Raw genomic sequence first — 20,471 nt, 5'->3', positions numbered from 1 at the left:
ACAAAGGCCCTTTTCTGATCACGCATGAACAAGCTCAGCATCAAACTGCAACTGTCCTTGAGCGTCATGGCCATGGGATTGCTGCTTTTATTGGTGCAGCTGAGCATGCAGTTTTACGTCTTGCGCAGCGACATCGTTGAGCGCATTGAAACCCACGAATTTCGCCAGCTCACCAGCGTTGCCGGCAACCTGGATGAACGCTTGCAAGACAGCATGGACATGCTGTCCGAGGTCGCCATGCATGTGCCCGCAGGGCCCATGAACGACTTGGGCCAACTGGAACAACTCCTACAACGAGAGCATGCTTTGCTCACCGTCTATGACGACCTCTACATCTTCGATGCCAAAGGGGTTTTGCTGGTGGACTGGCCCGTCAAACCCGGACGACGCACGTTGGACATGTCTTCCCGGGATTACATCCAGGGCGTGATCAAGACCCACGCCCCGGTGATCTCGAAACCCATTTTGGGTCGGGCAACACAGCAGCCCATTGTGGTCGTGGCAGCCCCCATCTTTGACAAGCATCAGCAACTGGTCGGCATACTGGGCGGGGTGCTCAACCTCTACAAACCCAACTTGCTGGGCTCGATCGCCGACCGCAAAAACGGCAAAGCAGGCTATTACTATTTGGTCACCCAGGACCGGGTGCGCATTGCCCACCCGGACACCAGCCTGATCCTGAAAAAGGTTCCCGAAAACAGCAGCAACATCCCGTTCGAAAATGCCATTCAAGGCTTTGAAGGCACCCAGGAAGGCACCACCACACGCGGGCTTCAAGGGCTTTTCACTTTCAAACGGCTCAAGACCACCGACTGGATCATCGCCTCGGTGATTCCCTCGACAGAAGCGTTCGCACCGATCGACGATCTCTACACCAAGATGATCGCCATCACCTTGCTGCTGATGCTGACGCTCGTGCCCCTGATGTGGGGATTTGTTTCAAAACTCATTCGCCCCTTGGAACAGCTGGCTCAAGCCATGCACGACACGGCTGGGCGAATGCGTGAAGGCGGCAAAACCGCCCCGATCACCGAGTTGGGCGGCCCAGAAATTCAGACCGTGGCCCACGCCTTCAATGAATTTGTGGAAGCCCGCATACGTGCCGAAAGCGACTTGGCCCTGGCGCGCGATGCGGCGCAAGCGGCCAATGCGTCCAAGAGCCATTTTCTGGCCAACATGAGCCACGAAATTCGCACACCCATGAACGGCATTCTGGGCATGACCGAGTTGTGTCTGCAAACACGCATGACCCCCGAGCAGCGCAGCTACCTGGACATGGTCTCGGCATCCGCCAAATCGCTGGTGGCGGTCATCAATGACATTCTGGATTTTTCCAAAATAGAAGCCCAAAAACTGCACCTGGACCCGCACGAATTTGCCTTGCACGGTCTGATCAGACAATCCACCCGCGCCATGTCATTGCGCGCTTCAGAAAAAAGCCTGGAATTGGTCTGCGACATCGCAACCGATGTCCCCGATCTGGTGGTCGGTGACCCTGTCCGCCTGCAGCAAGTCATCACCAATTTGCTGGCGAACGCCATCAAATTCACAGCCCAAGGCGAAGTCATGCTCACAGTGACCTGCATGGCATCTCCGCCCAACGAACAGGACATCTGGCTGAACTTCGAGATCAGGGACACCGGCATTGGCATTCCTGCGGACAAGCAAAGCCTGATCTTTGATGTTTTCACGCAAGCCGACTCCAGCACAGCACGCCGTTTTGGAGGTTCGGGCCTGGGCCTGCCCATCAGCCGCAGTCTGGTTCGCATGATGGGTGGTGACATCCATGTCAAAAGCCAACTGGGACAGGGCAGCACGTTCAGCTTCACCACCCGATTGCAGCGGGCACACACACTGGCAACACGCGATGAAAGCCTCCACCCGGAACTGGCAGGCCAAAGTGTGCTCGTGGTCGATGACAACGCCAGCAGCCGTGTCATCCTGACGCAACGTTTGTCGGCTGCCGGCTTGCGCACACTGGCTTGCGAGAACGCAGCACAGGCACTGCACCATCCTCAACTCAAACATGCACGCTACGCGCTGATCGACGTCAACATGCCCGACATCGATGGCTATGCCCTGGCGACGCAATTGCGCCAAATGCGCCATTGCAGTGAATTGACCCTTGTCATGATGGGGGCCTTGAGTGAACAGATCAGCCCTGAAGAGGTTCAGGCCATGGGCATCCAGGACTTTCTGATCAAGCCGGTCGATCCACAAGAGCTGATCGCGGCGTTCAACCGTCAACTCACGCCCTGCGCACCCGCACAGCCGGCAACCAGTGCGGCTGAGACCACTCAGCCACCACCGCAGCGCAAAGCCTTGCTGGCCGAAGACACCTTCATCAACCAGACCTTGCAAACCATTTTGCTCAACCGCATGGGCTACACCGTCACGCTGGCCAACAATGGCGTGGAGGCCGTCGAAGCCTTCACCCAAAATGCCTTTGATGTGGTCCTGATGGACATTCAGATGCCCGAGATGGGCGGCATTGAAGCGACCCGGCTGATCCGCGAACACGAAGCGGCCCGCCAAATGCCGCTAACCCCCATCATTGCCGTGACAGCCAATGCCCTGAAGGGGGATCGGGAAAGTTACATCGCGTGCGGCATGGACGGTTACGTTTCTAAACCCATTTCACTGGAAACACTGAAAAACGAAATGGCGCGGCTGGTGCCGGTCAACGAGCGCATCGCTGATACCGCTTAAGCCCACCAAGCGGGGCCATGGGCACCATCCGCGTAATATGTTGGGCATCGAAACGGCCTGACACAACGCCCTATGAAAATCCAATACCTTGCTTGGCTCGCCAAGGCTACTGGTCTTTTGCTTTGTATGGCAACGCATTGGGCTGCCGCACAAACACCCAACAACTGCCAACCAGCACCCGCCGATGTGGCTCAAATCGTGGTTATTCGACCGCGCTTTCATACGGTCTCCGGTCCACTGGCCAACTTTGACCCCTGCCACAAATCCGTACAGCTCAAAGTACCGAGCCGCTGGAACGGCACCCCATTGCCCGTGAAACCACCCTTGGTCATCATCGCGCACGGCGGCGGGGGACTCGGTGCGCTGGAAATGAACTTGGCCGCTGCACTGCAAAAAAATGACATCGCCACACTGGTGTTTGACGCCTACCAACTGAACGGCTTTTACCAAGGCTACCCATTCTGGGGCTCTCAGGCGACCAACGAATCGCGTCAGCGCATGATCTACAAAGCGGCCAAAGGGGCCTACGAGTGGGCGCTGACTCAATCGGACAAAATCGATACAAGTTCGATCTTTTTACAAGGCGTCTCCAATGGCGCTGCGGTGGTGGCCAATCTGGCCAGTGTGGTCAGCCCCGACCACGTCAAGGCCGTCATCCCCGAAGGTTTACCCGGCATGGGCATCGGTTTGCCTGACAACGTGGCGGTGCCCATCAGATTGGTGTTTGGCAAACTCGACAACTACGGTGGCAAACACCAAGAAGACTGGATGTGGCAACGACAAGACAGTTGCCGCGTCAACCGCTCGCCCGGCCCCGAAGTTCCTGCGGGCAATGCAGGCCGGTGCAACGGCCGACAAAACCCCACAGACGTCACCGAAAAACCGATCGATTGGATGAATCGACTCAAAGCACAAAAAGCAGACATCGATGTCTGGTTTTACGACAACGCTGCGCATGGCATTTTTCAGGGGCCCATCGATCGAAAAATGCTGACCTATGGCACCGACAACCTGACTTTTTCATGGACAGGATCAGACCCCTCGGCCAAAGAAAAGATGTTGGCCGACCTGGTCAAGCTGATCAAAAATCCACCCACTCAACCCTGACCCATGATGTCCAAGGCACTGCCCCCCGATCTGCTGCCCCCCATCGTGCAAGCCCCCATGGCCGGGGCGCACAACCACCGCTTGGCTGCCGCAGTGTGCGAAGCCGGCGGTTTGGGCTCGCTGCCAGCGGCCATATTGAGTCTTGCCGACCTGCAAAGTGAACTGCAAGCGCTGCAGCAAGCCACGCAACGCCCTTACAACGTCAACTTCTTTTGCCACAGTCCGCCCACACCCGACGCACAAGCTCTGGCTGCGTGGCAAGCGATATTGGCCTCTTATTACCAGGCCATGGGGCTTGCGCCCAACACGGCCAGCAGCGGCCCAGCGCGCCTGCCCTTCAGCCACGCGGCGGCCGACGTGCTGGAAGCCTTTCGCCCAGGGGTGGTGAGCTTTCACTTTGGCTTGCCTGCGGCGGACTTGCTGGCCCGCGTCAAGGGCTGGGGCAGCCTGGTGCTGTCGTCGGCCACCACGGTGCCCGAAGCGCTGTGGCTGCAGGCCCATGGCGCAGACGCCATCATTGCGCAGGGCCTGGAAGCCGGTGGGCACCGGGGCATGTTCCTGTCGGACGACCTGAGCACCCAAATCGGCACCTTCGCCTTGCTGCCGCAAATCGTGCAAGCCGTGCAAGTGCCGGTGATTGCGGCAGGCGGCATCGCCACCCCAGCCGGCGTGGCGGCCGCCAAAGCGCTGGGTGCTGCAGCCGTGCAAATCGGCACCGCTTACCTGTGCAGCCACGAAGCCACCACCAGCGCCCTGCACCGCGCCGCCCTGCAATCCAGCGCAGCGCAACACACGGCGCTGACCAACCTGTTCACGGGCCGTCCGGCGCGGGGCATCGTGAACCGCGTGATGCGCGAGCTGGGGGCCATGCACCCACAAGCACCGGCCTTTCCGTTGGCCACTGCCGACATGGCTCCGCTGCGCGCGGCGGCCGAAACCCAAGGCAACAGCGACTTCACCCCGCTGTGGGCAGGCCAGAACACCAGCGGCTGCCGCACCGCCGCGGCCGCCGACATCACCCGCGATTTTCTGAACGCCTGGTGCGCAGTCTGAGCCCCAGCGTCAGGCACACTTGCGTCCTATGGCCAAAGACAAATCGATATTCACCTGCACCGAATGCGGCGGCACCAGCGCCCGCTGGATGGGCAAATGCCCCAGTTGCAACGCCTGGAACACCCTGATTGAAGCCTCTGCCGAGCCTGCGGGCGGCAAAAACCGCTTTGGTTCGGTGCACGCCTCACTGGCCCCCACCTCCGAAGTGCTGCCGCTGTCACAAATTGAAGCCGCCGACTTTGAGCGCCACCCCACCGGCATCGACGAACTCGACCGGGTGCTGGGCGGCGGCATGGTCGAAGGCGGCGTGGTGCTGATCGGCGGCGACCCGGGCATTGGCAAATCGACCTTGCTGCTGCAAGCGGTGGACGCCTTGCAGCGCAGCGGCATGAACACGCTGTATGTGACGGGCGAAGAAAGCGGCGCGCAAGTGGCCATGCGCTCGCGCAGGCTGGGCCTGCCCGACTCGCAGGTGCCGGTGCTGCCCGAGATCCAGCTGGAAAAAATTCTGCATACGCTGCAAGCGCGCCAACCCGGCATTGCCATCATCGACTCGATCCAGACGGTGTATTCGGACCAATTGACCAGCGCACCCGGCTCGGTGGCGCAAGTGCGGGAATGCGCGGCCCACCTGACCCGCACTGCCAAATCGACCGGCACCACCATCGTGCTGGTCGGCCACGTCACCAAAGAAGGCGCACTGGCAGGACCCCGCGTGCTGGAGCACATGGTGGACACAGTGCTGTACTTTGAAGGCGATACGCATTCCAACTTTCGCCTGATCCGCGCCATCAAAAACCGCTTTGGCGCGGTGAACGAGATTGGCGTGTTCGCCATGACCGAAAAAGGCCTAAAGGGCGTGAGCAACCCCAGCGCCATCTTCTTGAGCCAGCACAGCGAACCCGTGCCCGGCAGCTGCGTGATGGTCACGCTGGAGGGCACGCGCCCGCTGCTGGTCGAGATTCAGGCCCTGGTGGACAGCGGCGGCCCTTCGCCACGACGCCTGAGTGTGGGCCTGGACCGCGACCGCCTGGCCATGCTGCTGGCGGTGCTGCACCGCCATGCGGGCGTAGCCTGCATGGACCAGGACGTGTTTGTGAACGCGGTGGGCGGCGTGCGCATCAGCGAGCCCGCCGCCGACCTGGCCGTGATGCTGGCCATCACCAGCAGCCTGCGCGGAAAACCCCTGCCCAAGGGCTTCATCGCCTTTGGCGAAGTGGGTCTGGCCGGAGAAGTGCGGCCCGCACCGCGAGGGCAAGATCGTCTGAAAGAAGCGGCCAAACTGGGCTTCAAAGTGGCGGTGGTGCCCAAGGCCAATGCCCCCAAGAAAAACGACAAGGCTTTTGAAGGCCTGACCATCTACCCGGTCGAGCGCATCGAAGAAGCCATGCAGGTGGTGCGGGGGCTGGACTGAGGCTCTCCACAAAGCACCCGGTCAATCAGGGCACAATCTGCCCCCATGAATTTCAACAAAATACTGGCGCCAGCGGCCATCGTCGTTCTCACCGTGGGTGCCTGGCACGCTTTTCAATGGGCAGGCATTGCCCTGGCGGCGGGCGGTGTGGTCATGTGGATCTTGCTGCATTTCACCCGCATAGTGACCATCCTGAAAAAAGCGGCCAACCGCCCTATTGGCCATGTGTCCAGCGCCGTGATGCTCAACGCCAAACTCCAAAAAGGTGCGACCTTGATGCATGTGATCGCCATGACCAAGTCATTGGGCGAACTGCTGACCGAAAAAGACACCCAGCCCGAGGTTTACCGCTGGACCGATGCAGGCCAATCGCACGTCACATGCACTTTTGTGGGCGGCAAGCTGAGCGATTGGGCGATGGAGCGCCCAGCCGCTGAAGAGACTGCCGAGAATTCACCCGCCGAAACCTCTAACCCCGCCCACTGAAATGGGGTCGCGGATGCGCACCGGCGCGGCGGCGATGCCCTGCGCCAGCCCTTAAAATACTTTTTTGCATTTTTCAATGCCCCTTCTTTAAAGGACACTTTCATGAGCGTTGTCATTCCTTCGATGTCAGACCGTGACGGCAAAATCTGGATGGACGGCCAGATGGTCGATTGGCGCGATGCCAAGATCCACGTGCTCAGCCACACCCTGCACTACGGTTGCGGCGCTTTTGAAGGCGTGCGCGCCTACAAAACCGAGCAAGGCACTGCCATCTTCCGCCTGCAAGAGCACACCGACCGCCTGTTCAACAGCGCCAAGATCCTGCGCATGGCGATCCCGTTCACCAAAGAGCAGGTCAACGAAGCCCAGCGCGCCGTGGTGCGTGAGAACAACCTGGAAAGCGGCTACATCCGCCCCCTGACCTGGATCGGCGACAAGAAGCTGGGCGTGAGCCCCAAGGGCAACACCATCCACCTGATGGTCGCCGCATGGACCTGGGGTGCGTACCTGGGTGAAGAAGGCATGAAGCGCGGCATCCGCGTCAAAACCAGCAGCTACACCCGCCACCACGTCAACATCACCATGACGCAAGCCAAGGCGGTGAGCAACTACACCAACTCGATCCTGGCCAACATGGAAGTGACCGACGAAGGTTACGACGAAGCCCTGTTGCTCGACACCTCGGGCTTTGTATCTGAAGGCGCTGGCGAAAACATCTTCGTGGTCAAAGATGGCGTGATCTACACCCCCGACTTGTCGGCTGGCGCGCTGAATGGCATCACCCGCAACACCGTGTTCCACATCGCCAAAGATTTGGGCCTGGAGATCGTGCAAAAGCGCATCACGCGTGACGAAATCTACATCGCCGACGAAGCTTTCTTCACCGGCACCGCCGCCGAAGTGACCCCGATCCGCGAACTCGACCGCATCCAGCTGGGCGAGGGCAGTCGTGGCCCGATCACAGAGAAAATCCAAACCGCGTTCTTTGACATCGTCAATGGCCGCAACCCCAAGTACGCCCATTGGCTGACACTGGTTTAAGGAAACACAACATGAGCAATACCGTTGAACTGCTGGCCACCGACCTGAACCCTCAGGGCGGTGTGTTTTGCCCCAGCCCCAAAGCCGACATGAAACTCTGGAACAGCCACCCGAAGGTGTATCTGGACGTGGCCAAGTCTGGCGAAGCCAAGTGCCCTTATTGCGGCACGGTTTACAAACTGAAAGCCGGCGAAGTGGTGGGCCACCACCACTGAGGCTCAAGCGTTGCCATCCCTTCGATGGCACGACCAACCCACGGCGAACACTCAGGTGTTCGCCGTTTTGCTTTGGGGCAAATCCACCTCAAAACAGGCCCCACCGCCAAGACGGTCTGCGCACCGCACCTGTCCCCCATGGCGCTCGGCAATCGACTTGACGAGAGAGAGACCCAAGCCCACCCCTCCGACACGCTCGCTCGCACCCGGCAGGCGGAAAAAGGGCTCAAAAATCCGTTCCCGCCAAGCCACTGGAACCCCTGGCCCTTGGTCGCACACCTGAATGTGGACCTGCTGGCCTTGCTGCGACAAAGACAACACCACGTCACCGCCGTCTGAACCCGTGGCACCGTAGCGCCTGGCGTTCTCCAGCAGGTTACGGACCATGCGCCGCAGCAACTTGGCCACGCCCCGAACTTCGAGTTGCGCCAGGCCTTGCGGCACGTCGAGCATGGCCCCCACGCGGGCACACTCTTCCGCACACAGGCCCACCAGGTCCACCGCCTCGACCTTGCCAATGTCAACCTCCTTGGCATCCAGACGGCTGGCCAGCAAGATTTCATCGATCAGTTGATCCAGCTCGGTCATGTTGCGCAAAATTTCTGTACGGGCGCGCTGCTGCACGGTTGCGTCAGCGGTGGGTGCCGCCATCAACTCCAGGCCCATGCGTATGCGGGCCAAAGGCGAGCGCAACTCATGCGAGGCATTGGCCAGCAAGGATTTTTGCGAAGCCATCAAGCCTTCGATGCGTTCAGCCGCGGCGTTGAATCGCTGCGACAAGTCAGCCACCTCATCGTCGCCTTGCACCGGCACACGCACCGACAAATCGCCATCGCCCCAGCGCTGCACGCCACGCTGCAAACCTTCCAGCCGCTGAGTCAGCCGCCGCACCACCGGGTACAAACCCAGCGCCACGGCCAGGCCTATCAGGCCCAACATCCAGAAAAATCCATAAGGCGGTTTGGCCCACCAAGGTGGTTCATTGCGTGCATGGGGCGGGCCATGAGGCGACATATGGGGCGGCATGCGTTCACCACGTCGCGGGTCCATGCCAGGCCCATCCTGGGGCTCTCCGTGGCGCTGCACCCGCAACCCAATCCGCTGCCCGTCGGGCAAAGTCAGGTCAAAGGCCAAAGGGGCACCCGGCCCGGCCCGGGAAGTGGTTGCCAGCACCTCCCCCTCGGCGTTGAGCACCACCCATTCGCGCGGCACCGACGGGGTGTTGTGCTCCACACTGGCGCGCCACGCCCAGCCCACCACCAACATGAGCACCGCCACGCCCGCCACCACCGCCAGCCATATGCGCAAATACAAATGGCGTGACCAGTGCCGGAACAAAGCTTGAAGGGTCATGCTTCAGTCCTGCTGCCGCGCAAACACATAGCCCACGCCACGCACAGTCAGGATGCGTTGCGGCGCTTTGGGGTCGGACTCGATGGCGGCACGGATGCGCCCCATGTGCACGTCGATGGAGCGGTCAAATGCCTCCAGTTCACGTCCGCGCACGGCTTCCATGATCTGGTCGCGTGTGAGCACACGGCCAGCACGCTCGGCCAGTGCCACCAGCACATCGTATTGGTAAGAGGTCAAATCGCAGGGCTGCCCAGCCACCGAGACACGGCGGGCGTCCCGGTCGATTTCGAGGGAGCCGAATTGCATCACCTGCGCGGTGGCTTCGGGCGGGCTGCCTTTGCGGCGCAAGATGGCCTTGATGCGGGCCAGCAACTCTCGGGGCTCAAAAGGTTTGGGCAGGTAATCATCGGCCCCCATTTCCAGCCCGATGATGCGGTCCATCGGGTCGCCTTTGGCCGTCAACATGAGCACCGGCACCTGCCCAAGCGCACCCGGCAATGCGCGGATGCGCTGACAGACTTGCAAACCGTCCATGTCGGGCAGCATCAAATCCAGAATGACCAAATCAACGCCTGCGGTTTGCAGCCGAGCCAAGCCGCTTTGGGCATCGGGCGCAGGGGCCACGTCAAAGCCGTTTTGACCCAGATAGTCAGACACCATGGCCGCCAGGCGGGCATCGTCTTCGATCATCAAAATGTGTTGCATCAGATCATCATCGCCTGCGTTTGAAGGTCCATCGTGTCGCTCGGGTAAAGATCGGTAAATCTGGCCTCAGGCCCTGGCATGCACCCGTGATGCAAGCGCCACCAGCAGCAGCACCGGCCCCCCCAACCAGGCCGTGGCGGTGAAGAAACTGGCATAGCCGTAGGCATCGACATAGTCACCTGAAAAACCGGCAATGAACTTGGGCAACAACAGCATCATGGAGCTGAGCAGCGCGTATTGCGTGGCCGAATAACTGATGTTGGTGAGCGATGACAAATAGGCAATGAAAGCCGCCGAGGCGATGCCGCTGGCCAGGTTGTCGGCAGAAATCACCCAAATCAAGGCGGTCACGTCGTGCCCCACCCCGCTCAGCCAAACAAACAGCATGTTGCTGGCGGCACTCAGCACCGCACCCAGCATCAGGATGCGCATGACCCCCCAGCGCGCCGACAGCACGCCGCCCACAAAAGCCCCCACCAGCGTCATGACCACGCCATACACCTTGGTCACGCTGGCCACCTCGGTTTTGGTGAAGCCCATGTCCACATAAAACGGATTGGCCATGATGCCCATCACCACATCACTGATGCGGTACACCGCGATCAGCGCCAGCACCAGCAAGGCTTGCCACCGGTAGCGACGCCAAAAATCGGCAAATGGGTCGATCAATGCACCTTGCAGCCACTCGGCCAGATTGCGTGCTGGCTTCATGGGCACAGGCACCGGCTCGGGCGAGCCCAGCACCATCAGCATGCCCGGCAGCATGCTGGCCGCCATGACCAGATAAGCCACTTGCCATGCCGCTTGGGCATAGCCCGTGGCTTGTTCACCTTGAGCCCATGCGGCGATCCACAGCACACCGGCCCCCGCCCAGATCATGGCCAGGCGATAACCCGTCTGGTAGCTGGCCGCGAGGGCCGCTTGGGCGTCCACCTCGGCCGATTCAATCCGGTAGGCATCGAGCGCGATGTCTTGTGTGGCCGAGGCCACCGCCACCGCCAAAGCACAGGCCACCAAAGGCCCCAACAACTGCGAAGGGTCGTTGAACGCCATGCCCACCAAACCGCCCGCAACGACCGTTTGCGACAACAACAACCAGCTGCGGCGGCGGCCCAAGCGGCGCGTGAGCCAAGGAATGGGCATGCGGTCGACCAGCGGTGCCCACATCCACTTGACCCCATAAGCCAGGCCCACCCAACTGAGGTAGCCAATCGTGCTGCGGTCAATGCCCGCCTCGCGCAGCCTGAAGCTCAGCGTCCCCAGCACCAACAGCAGCGGCAAACCCGCCGCAAAGCCCAGCGCCAGCATGCGCAAACTGGCAGGCTGCAGATACAGGCGCAAGGCCTCACGCCAGGTGCGGGCAGGGGCCTGCGCGGGGGCTGCGGTGTGGGATGGAGCTTCTGACATGACAGGATTATCGGGTCGTCCACAGGAAACCGCGCCTTCGCATCCCCCCTCTTACCCTGGCAAAGGCTTTACAGGGTCGCCCGTCAATGGCTTTCGTTCGCTATCATTTGCAAACCATGTGCTTTATTTGCAACCTCAAAACACCTTCTGCCGATGCCGCTCCGAGCGTGCAGCGCCCTCAATCGCCCCGCTGGCAAGCACGCAGGGCTTTCTTGTTGGCCTCCGGAGCCACGGCAGCGGGGTCGGTTTTGGCGCAAGTCGATGTCGGTTCCTCGTCAAGCTTGCGCAAACTGGTGCCCGCCGAAACCCTGGAAACCTCGGCTCGGCAACAGTACTCGCAGGTTTTGGCCGAGGCCCGATCCAAAGGTGCTTTGGCCCAAGATGGCCACCCCCAATTGCAACGCCTGCACGCCATTGCCCAAAAACTCATTCCCCACACCGCGCAGTGGAACAGCCGCTCACGCGAATGGAAATGGCAAGTCAACCTGATCGGCAGCAAGCAGATCAACGCCTGGTGCATGCCCGGCGGCAAGATCGCTTTTTACACGGGCATCCTGGACCAGTTGAAGCTGACGGACGACGAAGCCGCCATGATCATGGGGCACGAAATGGCCCATGCCCTGCGCGAACATGCGCGCGAACGGCTGGCCAAAAGCCAAGCCACCAGCTTCGGCCTGTCCATTGCCTCCCAACTTTTGGGGCTGGGCTCTTTGGGCGATGTGGCGGCCAACCTGGGCACCCAACTGTTGACCCTGAAGTACAGCCGTGACGACGAAACCGAATCGGACTTGGTGGGTCTGGAAATCGCCGCACGCGGCGGCTACAAGCCCGAAGCCAGCGTGAGCTTGTGGCAAAAAATGCAGGCAGCCAGTGGCAATGGGGGCCCCTCCTTCCTGTCCACCCACCCCAGTGGGGCCAACCGCATCCAGGAACTCGAAGCCAACTTGCCCAAGGTGCAGCACCTGTATGAGCAAGCCCTCAAAGGCTGAGTTTGACCCGCATCAGGTCCCGCCCACGTAAGGGTTGCTCTGGCGCTCACGGCCAAACGTGCTTTCGGGGCCGTGACCGGGAATGAACACCGTGTCGTTGCCCATGGGCCACAGGCGTCCGGTGATGCTGGCAATCAGGTCCTCGTGGTTGCCTTGTGGGAAATCGGTGCGGCCAATGCTGCCCGCAAACAGCACATCGCCCACAAAGGCCCGCTGGATCTCGGGCGAATAAAACACCACATGGCCCGGCGTGTGCCCCGGACAGTGGCGCACTTGCAAAGTGTGCGCCCCCAGCGTGACGGTGTCGCCATCGGCCAACCAGCGCGTGGGCTTGAAAACACGTGCAGGGGGGAAACCATAGGCCGCTGCGGCGGCAGGCAAACCATCGATCCAGAACTGGTCGGCCGGGTGTGGGCCGATGATTGGCACGCCGCCCAATTGTTCAGCCAGGTCGGCCGTGCCAGAGGCATGGTCCACATGGCCATGGGTGATCCAGATCTGCTCCAGCTGAAGGCCCAGCGCCTTGACAGCACCCAAAATCAAATCGAGGTCTCCACCCGGGTCGACCACCGCCGCTTGGCGGGTCTGATCGTCCCAGATCAGGGAACAATTTTGCTGAAAGGGCGTGACGGGGATGGTTTGGTATTGCAGCATCCGCAAATTATATGGAGCGTGATAACAATGTTTAGAACTTGCGGTCATAGTTTGAAACTCGCGCAAATCTCTTGTTGGCGCGCCAAAGTCAAAGTGTTAAACAGGATTGATTTGCAGGCGATTTTTCAGAACCACACTTAGGTGATCGGTCACCACCCAAACTCTGATAACAAAGTTTAGAACTCGGATTTGAGGCATTTCGGCTTGAGATTTTTAGTATGAACTTCCCTCAAACTGGGCAAAGGCTTGAAATTTAGTTCAGTTCCTCGCACTTACTATTTGGTAGCGAGATAAGGCGAGGCAGCGAATGCGGTCGATTGCGCTTCGTCTGTCTACACCAAGGGGCCAACTTACACATCGCGCTCATCGTCTTCGCCGATTCGAAAAAAGTAATACAACAGGTGTGCGCCTTCATACGCTACTTCATCAGGCTAACCTCACACACCTAGATTTTGCGTTGTAATAACAGTATTCTCTTAAAACTATAAGCACAGAAAGTGAAAATGGGTAGTATTGTCTTTGGACCGAAAGTTTTGCCAGACAACCTAACCGAGATCGCCGGCTATAAGGGTGGCCTCGCTATGTCGATTGAGGAGATCTGCGACCATTTGGCGGGCACTTCGTTCCCAGACGTCGTCCGTGATGGTGAGACATCGGGCGTTCGGTTGAGGTCAGAAGAGTACGAAGATCTTTACTACAACCTACTACACCGGATCGGGTACACGAGAGAGCTGTATCTAGGGCCCAGCTTTGAGCAGGCGAGATTATTTCATCGCTTCGAAGCTAACGCGGCTGAACTCGACTTCTTCATGCAGGTCAGTACGACGATGAATCACTTTATGAGGATCGGAACTCCAAGCGGCGAGTCAAAGACGACAGACCCCAGCGCGATCTTGGCTGAGGTGAATAGGGTATTCGGGGTCGCTGGCGTCAAGATCGCAATTGAGATGTACGAGATCATCAATCGTGGAATTCGAATGAATCCTCATTGCGGCATCGGCAACGAATGGATCAATCCTCTCAAGCTGAAGGGGCTGTTCAAAGGAACAGACCAACAACCTGAGAAGGGGCGGTTCATTGACCAGCGATACATCGATTACTTGTCGAACAACCATGATCGCATTGGCGAAATGCACTGGCGGCAATTTGAAAAACTGACTGCCGAGTTTTACGAGCGTGATGGTTATAAAGTCGATCTTGGCCCTGGCAGCAACGATGACGGCGTCGATGCCCGTGTGTGGAAGCAAGATGCGAATCCGGAGGATAGCCCACTGTGTATTGTTCAATGCAAGAGGCAGAAGAACAAGATAGAAAAAGTCGTCGTAAAGGGCCTTCACGCAGACGTTCAATTCGAGCGGGCTGAGTACGGCGTCATCGTCACAACGTCAGAGCTAAGCCCTGGAGCGAAGACGACGATATCGGCACGTGGCTATGACATCCTAACCGTTGAGCGAGACGGCATCAAAGGCTGGTTGACGAAACTTCGAACGCCTGGAACCGGTATCGTCCGATAGCATTAAACGGTCGGATCATATAGTGAGATGACCGTAAGCGCCAATTTCTCCCCCTTGTTGCGCCGTGTGGGGACGACTGGTCACTTAGCGACGATTACCGCCTGTCGCTTGGGGATCCTTACCGTCTGATTGTTGTCGCATAGCGGTCGCTCAGCGATCAGAAGAGCAGTCCTTCAACGTTCGGCGTAACCGGCACCCAAGGACATCTGCGCTGACGGACTGTTAAATATGTGCTGGTACATAGACTTGGACATACTTGACCCACTTCTGTCGCTGTAGATTGGCGAGAAACTCTGGTGTACAGGCAACCAGCAACGTATTGCTCAAGTGGAGTTCTGCTACAGCATTAGGACTATTCAGAACCAGACGTACGGCCGTCGTTCCTGGTGTCGCCGAATTAAGTATCTCAGCGAGTCCGTTTCCAAGTGGTACTCCGGGCTCAGTCCAAATGGCTAGACGGCTTCGCTCGCGCAAAAATGGTTCATTCACTTCCAAGCATGCTTCGAACACCGCACGAACCGCATCCTTCAGGGGAACATCAAAGAACTCGCGTGACTCGTTCACGCGCCATTTAGAAAGGCGGCCGTGGACAATCTGCTCGGCACGTTCACAGTCGGCAACTGCTTCTTCATACAGCACCTCGAATGGGGTTGCAATACCAGTCGGTCGCGATAGCTCAGATGCCCGTAGCGCGGACGCCCGCGTTGTCCTACCGACTTTCACGATTGTCTCTCGATACGAGTTATTTCTCAGGATGTAGACAACTCCTGGATTGACAGCGACTTGATCAAGAGCCATGAACGAACAAATTTAACGTTTGAGTTGGGATACACGAATACAGATTGCTAGTGTAGAGGCCCTATCCACTGACGGGGCCGGTGGCCATAAGCGAGAACATCGACTTGATCTCGGCGTCTGAGATTCCGGCAGACGCAGCCTGCGGTTCGGCCTGCTGATAAGGATCGGGGTCTTCTTCGCCCTCCCGCGCTTCAAGAACCTCACGGCGACTTTGAATGTCGTGCCTCAGTACCCTGTCAATCAGGACGTCATAGGTCTCTGCTATAGATACAAGGTCGTCATGAAATGTGTCAAGTTCTTGACTAGAGGCGACATCGGAAAGCTTGCCCTCGATTTCCAAAATGAAACCCCGCAGCGCGTCGCTTGCAGCACTGTGGACCAAGCCGCGTTCTGTCAGCGGCTCAAGTGCGTTGGCTATGCTTTTAATGTCGTCGAGCGCCAAGTCCGCGCCAGCCTTTGCAAGCATGTTTGCTGCAGCATTGGTCAGGGTTTCGTGGACCGGAACAAGAAGGGTGTCCGTCCGAAACGGAAGTCGCTTCAACTGCCACAGGGAGAAAAGACATTCGTAATGATCTTTGGGGTCAATCCCTTGCGACATTAAATCGCTGACTACCTTGTCGAGGAGAGCCTTGATAGGCAGACCTGGTAAGTGCTCGATCATTTCAAGGATGAATCGCAGCGATTCAATCGCGGTCGTACTCCAGTGGCTTTGAACGCGATCCATGGCCGCTATCCATAGATCAGGGCCATCGAATTGCATGCGACAAAACGTGATGTTTATTTTGAAGAAGTTCCAAACGCTTCGGAACTCGTAGAACGTCGAAACGGATCGCACAACAACCGGCAGCAAGTGGTCATTAATAAAAACCTTGCTCAGAAAATCGCGAATTCCAGGGTTTGCGAACGATAATTCTTTGTCTCCTACCTCCACAAAAGACCCGCTCAGTTCCTTTAACCCTGTGCGGAACCGCGAAACTGCATCGACCAACGCCACCTGTTGACCCGCATTGGCGGCAATCCGCTTGAACAGTTGCAAGCAGAGATCCTTTCCTATGTAGAGACCAGTAAAGAAGACTGCCCACAACAGACATCTTGCATCAGCGCTCAAGTGGTACCGATACGGTCGATCCCAGAGTTCCGAAGGGTTGTCTAAAACACGCAGGACAGTCGCCTGAATTGATTCGTCCTCCACCGAGTAGTAGTCCGCGGAAGTCAGCAACTCGATCAAGCGAGGACTGAAGTTGCGGTGGTCGATCATCTTGAGAAAGAAGTCACCGTCAAGGAGCTTGGCCTTTTCCTCATCGACCAGATCCGAGAAGTAAATGTGGTTGAAAACGACCTTGGCTTTGATGATCCGCGTATAGACCCCTACGTTCAGGATCATTTCACTCGCCGCCATTTGTGGCGACGAGAGCTTGTCCGATTGGATCTGCGCCTGGTTGAGAAGGTACAGCCTCGTCGTCAGGATGAATCGAAGATCCTTGTTGTTTCGGAGTCGATCCAGAAAAACAGGCAGACGCTGATCCACCTTGCCTAGCAGTTCGTTGGTCAGGCTGATCTGACCCAGGAAATCATCGAGGAAGATAAGCCGCTTCTCGCTGGCTGTGCTTACGGCCATCGCATCCTGCAGGTCGTCCACGACAAAGACCTTCCAGTTCTGCTCCATATGGAGCCAAAGCAGCATTCGGCCAAGGGTGGTCTTTCCGACACCCGGCTCGCCCGCAATGATCAGCGCGCCACGGTCCTTCAGGATTGTCTCCGCCTCGGCCACACTGGCGTTGTGTACAAATTTGGGAACAAGTTGCCTTATACGGTCCAACTCGGCATCGGTCCGGTTGTAGACCGCGCTGTGCAAGATTCGTTCAAGGACTACCGTGCTAGTCAACCAAAGCTTGAAGTGCTGGCGTAGTACGTGTGGATGGCGGCCCAAATAATTGTTCAGATCCTCGCGGCCAATGACGTCTCCAGCACTGACTGGCGTGGACGGCATCGCTTGAATAATTTTGCGCTTTAGTTCCGGGGTAAGGGACAAGGACGTGACAAAGATGTACCGACTCGGAACCAGTTTCAGAACTTTACTGTCCTCCTTCACTGCTGCTCGAAGAATGCTTCTTGATCCACCTTCCACGTAGTGCTTGGCCTGCACTACGACATCTTGGTCCGCCGTAGCAAAGCGGAAGTCGATCCCACCATCCTTGCCAGGGCCAAAGCTCTCCATCGTGATGCCCAACTCTGCTTGCAGCAGGTCACGAACGAGCAGTTCGAAATCGATCGGCGACAGGGTGCGAAAATCGTACATGCCGTCACCCCTGAGTGGCCGCGATTAAGGCGTCCATATGGGGCTTGTCAGTCTCGGTGATGGCATCAATCAGGTCTTTGACCGCATGCTCGAGATCGAAAATCAGCTCGGCATTTCCAGCGAGCCGGTCCAGCGTGTTGCCATGACTGAAGTAGTGGAATATCTTGAGAATCCGCTTCGCTCGCTCGACCCCGAACAGAATTTCGGCTCGCTCGTCGACTTGTTCCGAGTCTTTCGGCCCAGGAAGCCTAGAGTAAGTGTAGAGCTCGATGAAGCGCCTCATGGCGTTTGGCAGCAGCATCAGCACTTCGTGGACCGTCTTGTCCGGAGCCCCATGGTAACGATGAATGACCTCAAACAGGAAGTGATATTCAGACTGATAGCGTGCGAGCGAGGGCGGCATGTCCTCCAGCGTTGAGGACTTCTCAGCGATCCTTCTGATCAGGTATAGCCGCGCTCCCTTGTTGCTAGCCACCGGCTTGATTTCTCTGAGCAGGTTGAAGAACTCGAAGTTGTGCGTGGAGATAAACAGTTGCTTGCAGGTAGTCTGCCAAGGCGAGTTCTTATCCTGCTGCTTGAAGAACAGTGCCCGGATGGCGGCAGTTACTTGAAAGATGTGATTGGCGTCGAGGCTCGAAATGGGATCGTCGATGTAGACGATGGTCTCCTTGAATTCCGCGAGCTTGATCTCCTGCAGCTTGGTCAGGAAGTACGAGAAGGCAACGGCGGTTCGCTCGCCGTCGCTCATGTTCTTGGCAACTGCCCCTGTCTTCCGGATCAATTGAAAGCGGTCCTGGCCAACCGCATCCTTGACGACCTGGATCTGGACAGCCTCGCTGCCAAGCATGGAAGCCAGGCGTTCGTTGATTTTTTCCCGGCCTTGTTGTGCTTGACTGATCTGCGCCTGGAGATTGCTGATCTCCGGCCGCAGCCTTTCGGCATAGGCCTTCAAACGGTCTGACCGATTGGCGAGACGCACTTTTTGTTGCTCCATGCCAGTGGCAGCTTGGTCGTCCACGAATTGCTGGGCGTAGTGGTATCGAGCCTGCTTCAAGGCATCGGCTTTGGCCTTCGTGAAGTTCGAGGCTAACCCATTATTTTTCTTGATGACGATGTTGACTGCGGCAGCCGCGTCCTTTATCCCTTTTTCCAGACCAGCGGCCAAGGGAGTAGGCGCCATGGCCTTGCGCGAGTCGTCAGCCTTGCGTTGCACTTCGTCTGCGAGTTTTCTAACCGCTTGGTTAAATGCGTCTATGGCTGTGGGTAGCGTTTCGGCGGCGGCGGTATAGCTTTCGTGAAACTGAGCATTGAGTTCAGAGGCTTTGGGCCATCTCAGGCTGTAGACGGCCGCCTTCACTCGCGCAAGAAGTCCATCGACCTGCTTCTTGTGATCCGCTAAATCCTTCGAAAAATGCGCGCGAAAGGCTTCGAGGCGATCCTGAGGAAATTCGTTCCCGCAAAACTCGCACGTTCCCGCGCTAGGGTGCAGGGCCAGGCCGCCTTGGACCCAGCGTTCAACAGCAGGGTTGTCATCAAGATGCTTGATCGTATTGGAGAAGCTCGGCGTCGCGGCGAGAATTGCTATGGCCTCCTTGTGGAGATCCTCGATCGAGGGAGTGACGTGCAGTTCATCGACCGTGCTCGGCTTTTTAGAGTCAGGCGTTAGCGCAAGTTCGATGGCATCAGCGAGTTCCTTCTCCGCCAGGAGCTGGGAATCAAGAACGCCGACTGCGACGAGATCCTGGGCGAGATGCGTGGCCGTATAGGGGTCAATTTTTAGGTGTTGGCGGATGAACTTCGCGGTGTCGGTTTTTGCCTGCGCGATGCGCGCCTTCAGCTCTTCAAACTTACCGTCCAGTTTGTGTTGAATCTCCTCCGAACGCTTGATCCGCTGGCTTAGCCCATCGATCCTTCGTTGCGCCTCCTCGGATTCCTTGCCGAGCAGCAGGATGGGGTTGAAGCTCCCGCCATCGAAGTGCAGATTGGTGCGGACGAAATCCGAATTGAAGACCCGAACCGACAGACTGCACCGACTGAAGTTCTTTTCGGTGATCGAATCACCGTCAGCTCCAAATGTGAATTCGCAGCCGGACAAATCAGGATTGGTCGATTTGGTCTCAAGCTGAGCGAACAGGCGGGAGAGGGTAGTCTTACCAGAATAGTTCCAGCCGTAGATGAGATTCTTGATCCCAAAGTCTTGAGTGCCTGTAGGCTTGCTGTAGCTTTGATAGACGCCCAGTCCCTTAATCTTCTCGATGCTCTTCAGCATGTCGCCTCCCTGTTTTTTGACGCAAGCTTACCGTATGCGCCTGGAGGCCCGCACGTTCAGGTTTGGCACGTATGTGTCAGACCCGTCGAGCAACATTAAGCGGCCAACTTGACTGCGGCAGCTTCTTCTTCAAATTTTTGATTCAGAACCCACCGCAGAAGCGCTTCCAAGTCGGTTTGCGACTTGGCATACAGCATGCGCTCAATCACTGCTTTGAAGTACCTATATGGAAAGCCGTTCTACACGACAGGAATATCTGGTGGTCCGGTCCATCGCCCTTCAGAAGCCGTTCATGGAATTCGGCAACGTGCCTAAAGCGATCTCTTGCTGGTACGAGTTGTATGCAGCGAGCACGCGTTTCGCGTACACAAAACAAGCTCCCACGCGGCCAGCATGTCCGAATTTACACAATTTGTATGGCGCGAATCGGCATTAACTCAAGTTAAACGGCTCGATAG

The 20,471-nt window shown here is 57.9% G+C and carries 16 protein-coding genes; 9 read left to right on the top strand and 7 right to left on the bottom strand.

Annotation, left to right across the window (positions count from 1 at the left end; translation table 11 throughout):
• Positions 1-24 precede the first annotated feature (24 nt).
• From B9Z33_RS04700 to B9Z33_RS04670, 7 genes are all read left to right on the top strand, one after another.
• On the top strand, positions 25-2,709 hold the full coding sequence (locus B9Z33_RS04700; protein WP_108285791.1) for a response regulator: 2,685 nt from the start codon (positions 25-27) through the stop codon (positions 2,707-2,709).
• A gap of 126 nt (positions 2,710-2,835) precedes the next feature.
• Positions 2,836-3,816 (top strand): hypothetical protein, encoded by a 981-nt coding sequence (locus B9Z33_RS04695; RefSeq protein ID WP_108285790.1) that lies wholly within the window; start codon positions 2,836-2,838, stop codon positions 3,814-3,816.
• 3 nt (positions 3,817-3,819) lie between these two features.
• On the top strand, positions 3,820-4,869 hold the full coding sequence (locus B9Z33_RS04690) for an NAD(P)H-dependent flavin oxidoreductase (RefSeq protein ID WP_369916400.1): 1,050 nt from the start codon (positions 3,820-3,822) through the stop codon (positions 4,867-4,869).
• A gap of 28 nt (positions 4,870-4,897) precedes the next feature.
• Positions 4,898-6,283, top strand: coding sequence for a DNA repair protein RadA (gene radA / locus B9Z33_RS04685; RefSeq protein ID WP_108285789.1), 1,386 nt, complete (start codon positions 4,898-4,900; stop codon positions 6,281-6,283).
• Positions 6,284-6,328: 45 nt separating this feature from the next.
• Positions 6,329-6,769, top strand: coding sequence for a glycerate kinase (locus tag B9Z33_RS04680; protein WP_108285788.1), 441 nt, complete (start codon positions 6,329-6,331; stop codon positions 6,767-6,769).
• Positions 6,770-6,871: 102 nt separating this feature from the next.
• Positions 6,872-7,810 (top strand): branched-chain amino acid transaminase, encoded by a 939-nt coding sequence (locus B9Z33_RS04675; protein WP_108285787.1) that lies wholly within the window; start codon positions 6,872-6,874, stop codon positions 7,808-7,810.
• 11 nt (positions 7,811-7,821) lie between these two features.
• Positions 7,822-8,025 carry a zinc-finger domain-containing protein gene (locus B9Z33_RS04670; protein WP_108285786.1) on the top strand — a complete coding sequence of 68 codons (204 nt, stop codon included), beginning with the start codon at positions 7,822-7,824 and terminating at the stop codon, positions 8,023-8,025.
• Between the two features lie 51 nt (positions 8,026-8,076).
• Here B9Z33_RS04670 and B9Z33_RS04665 read toward each other — a convergent pair whose 3' ends face one another.
• The 3 genes from B9Z33_RS04665 to B9Z33_RS04655 form a co-directional block, all read right to left on the bottom strand.
• Complete coding sequence (locus B9Z33_RS04665; protein ID WP_108285785.1) at positions 8,077-9,378, bottom strand: HAMP domain-containing sensor histidine kinase; 1,302 nt, start codon at positions 9,376-9,378, stop codon at positions 8,077-8,079.
• Between the two features lie 3 nt (positions 9,379-9,381).
• Positions 9,382-10,083 carry a response regulator gene (locus tag B9Z33_RS04660; RefSeq protein WP_108285784.1) on the bottom strand — a complete coding sequence of 234 codons (702 nt, stop codon included), beginning with the start codon at positions 10,081-10,083 and terminating at the stop codon, positions 9,382-9,384.
• Positions 10,084-10,149: 66 nt separating this feature from the next.
• On the bottom strand, positions 10,150-11,490 hold the full coding sequence (locus B9Z33_RS04655; RefSeq protein ID WP_108285783.1) for an MFS transporter: 1,341 nt from the start codon (positions 11,488-11,490) through the stop codon (positions 10,150-10,152).
• A gap of 116 nt (positions 11,491-11,606) precedes the next feature.
• Between B9Z33_RS04655 and B9Z33_RS04650 the strand changes: the two genes are divergently transcribed.
• Positions 11,607-12,479, top strand: a complete 873-nt coding sequence (locus tag B9Z33_RS04650) for a M48 family metallopeptidase (protein WP_108286162.1) — start codon at positions 11,607-11,609, stop codon at positions 12,477-12,479.
• A gap of 12 nt (positions 12,480-12,491) precedes the next feature.
• Here the strand turns inward: B9Z33_RS04650 and B9Z33_RS04645 are convergent, their stop codons facing one another.
• Positions 12,492-13,133 carry an MBL fold metallo-hydrolase gene (locus tag B9Z33_RS04645; protein ID WP_108285782.1) on the bottom strand — a complete coding sequence of 214 codons (642 nt, stop codon included), beginning with the start codon at positions 13,131-13,133 and terminating at the stop codon, positions 12,492-12,494.
• A gap of 503 nt (positions 13,134-13,636) precedes the next feature.
• Here B9Z33_RS04645 and B9Z33_RS04640 point away from each other — a divergent pair.
• On the top strand, positions 13,637-14,647 hold the full coding sequence (locus tag B9Z33_RS04640) for a restriction endonuclease (RefSeq protein ID WP_108285781.1): 1,011 nt from the start codon (positions 13,637-13,639) through the stop codon (positions 14,645-14,647).
• A 222-nt stretch (positions 14,648-14,869) separates the two neighbouring features.
• On the opposite strand, the gene B9Z33_RS04635 is transcribed toward B9Z33_RS04640, so the two are convergent.
• The 3 genes from B9Z33_RS04635 to B9Z33_RS04625 all read right to left on the bottom strand — a co-directional run bounded on the left by B9Z33_RS04635 (position 14,870) and on the right by B9Z33_RS04625 (position 20,013).
• Complete coding sequence (locus tag B9Z33_RS04635; protein ID WP_108285780.1) at positions 14,870-15,445, bottom strand: GIY-YIG nuclease family protein; 576 nt, start codon at positions 15,443-15,445, stop codon at positions 14,870-14,872.
• 61 nt (positions 15,446-15,506) lie between these two features.
• Complete coding sequence (locus tag B9Z33_RS04630) at positions 15,507-17,744, bottom strand: restriction endonuclease (protein WP_108285779.1); 2,238 nt, start codon at positions 17,742-17,744, stop codon at positions 15,507-15,509.
• 4 nt (positions 17,745-17,748) lie between these two features.
• Positions 17,749-20,013, bottom strand: coding sequence for an AAA family ATPase (locus B9Z33_RS04625; protein ID WP_108285778.1), 2,265 nt, complete (start codon positions 20,011-20,013; stop codon positions 17,749-17,751).
• Positions 20,014-20,471: the final 458 nt, after the last annotated feature.

It is taken from the genome of Limnohabitans sp. T6-20 (genome assembly GCF_003063505.1).
Taxonomy (GTDB): domain Bacteria; phylum Pseudomonadota; class Gammaproteobacteria; order Burkholderiales; family Burkholderiaceae_C; genus Limnohabitans_A.
The sequence above is the reverse complement of the archived record's forward strand: the minus strand, read 5'-3'. Positions and strand labels throughout refer to the sequence as shown.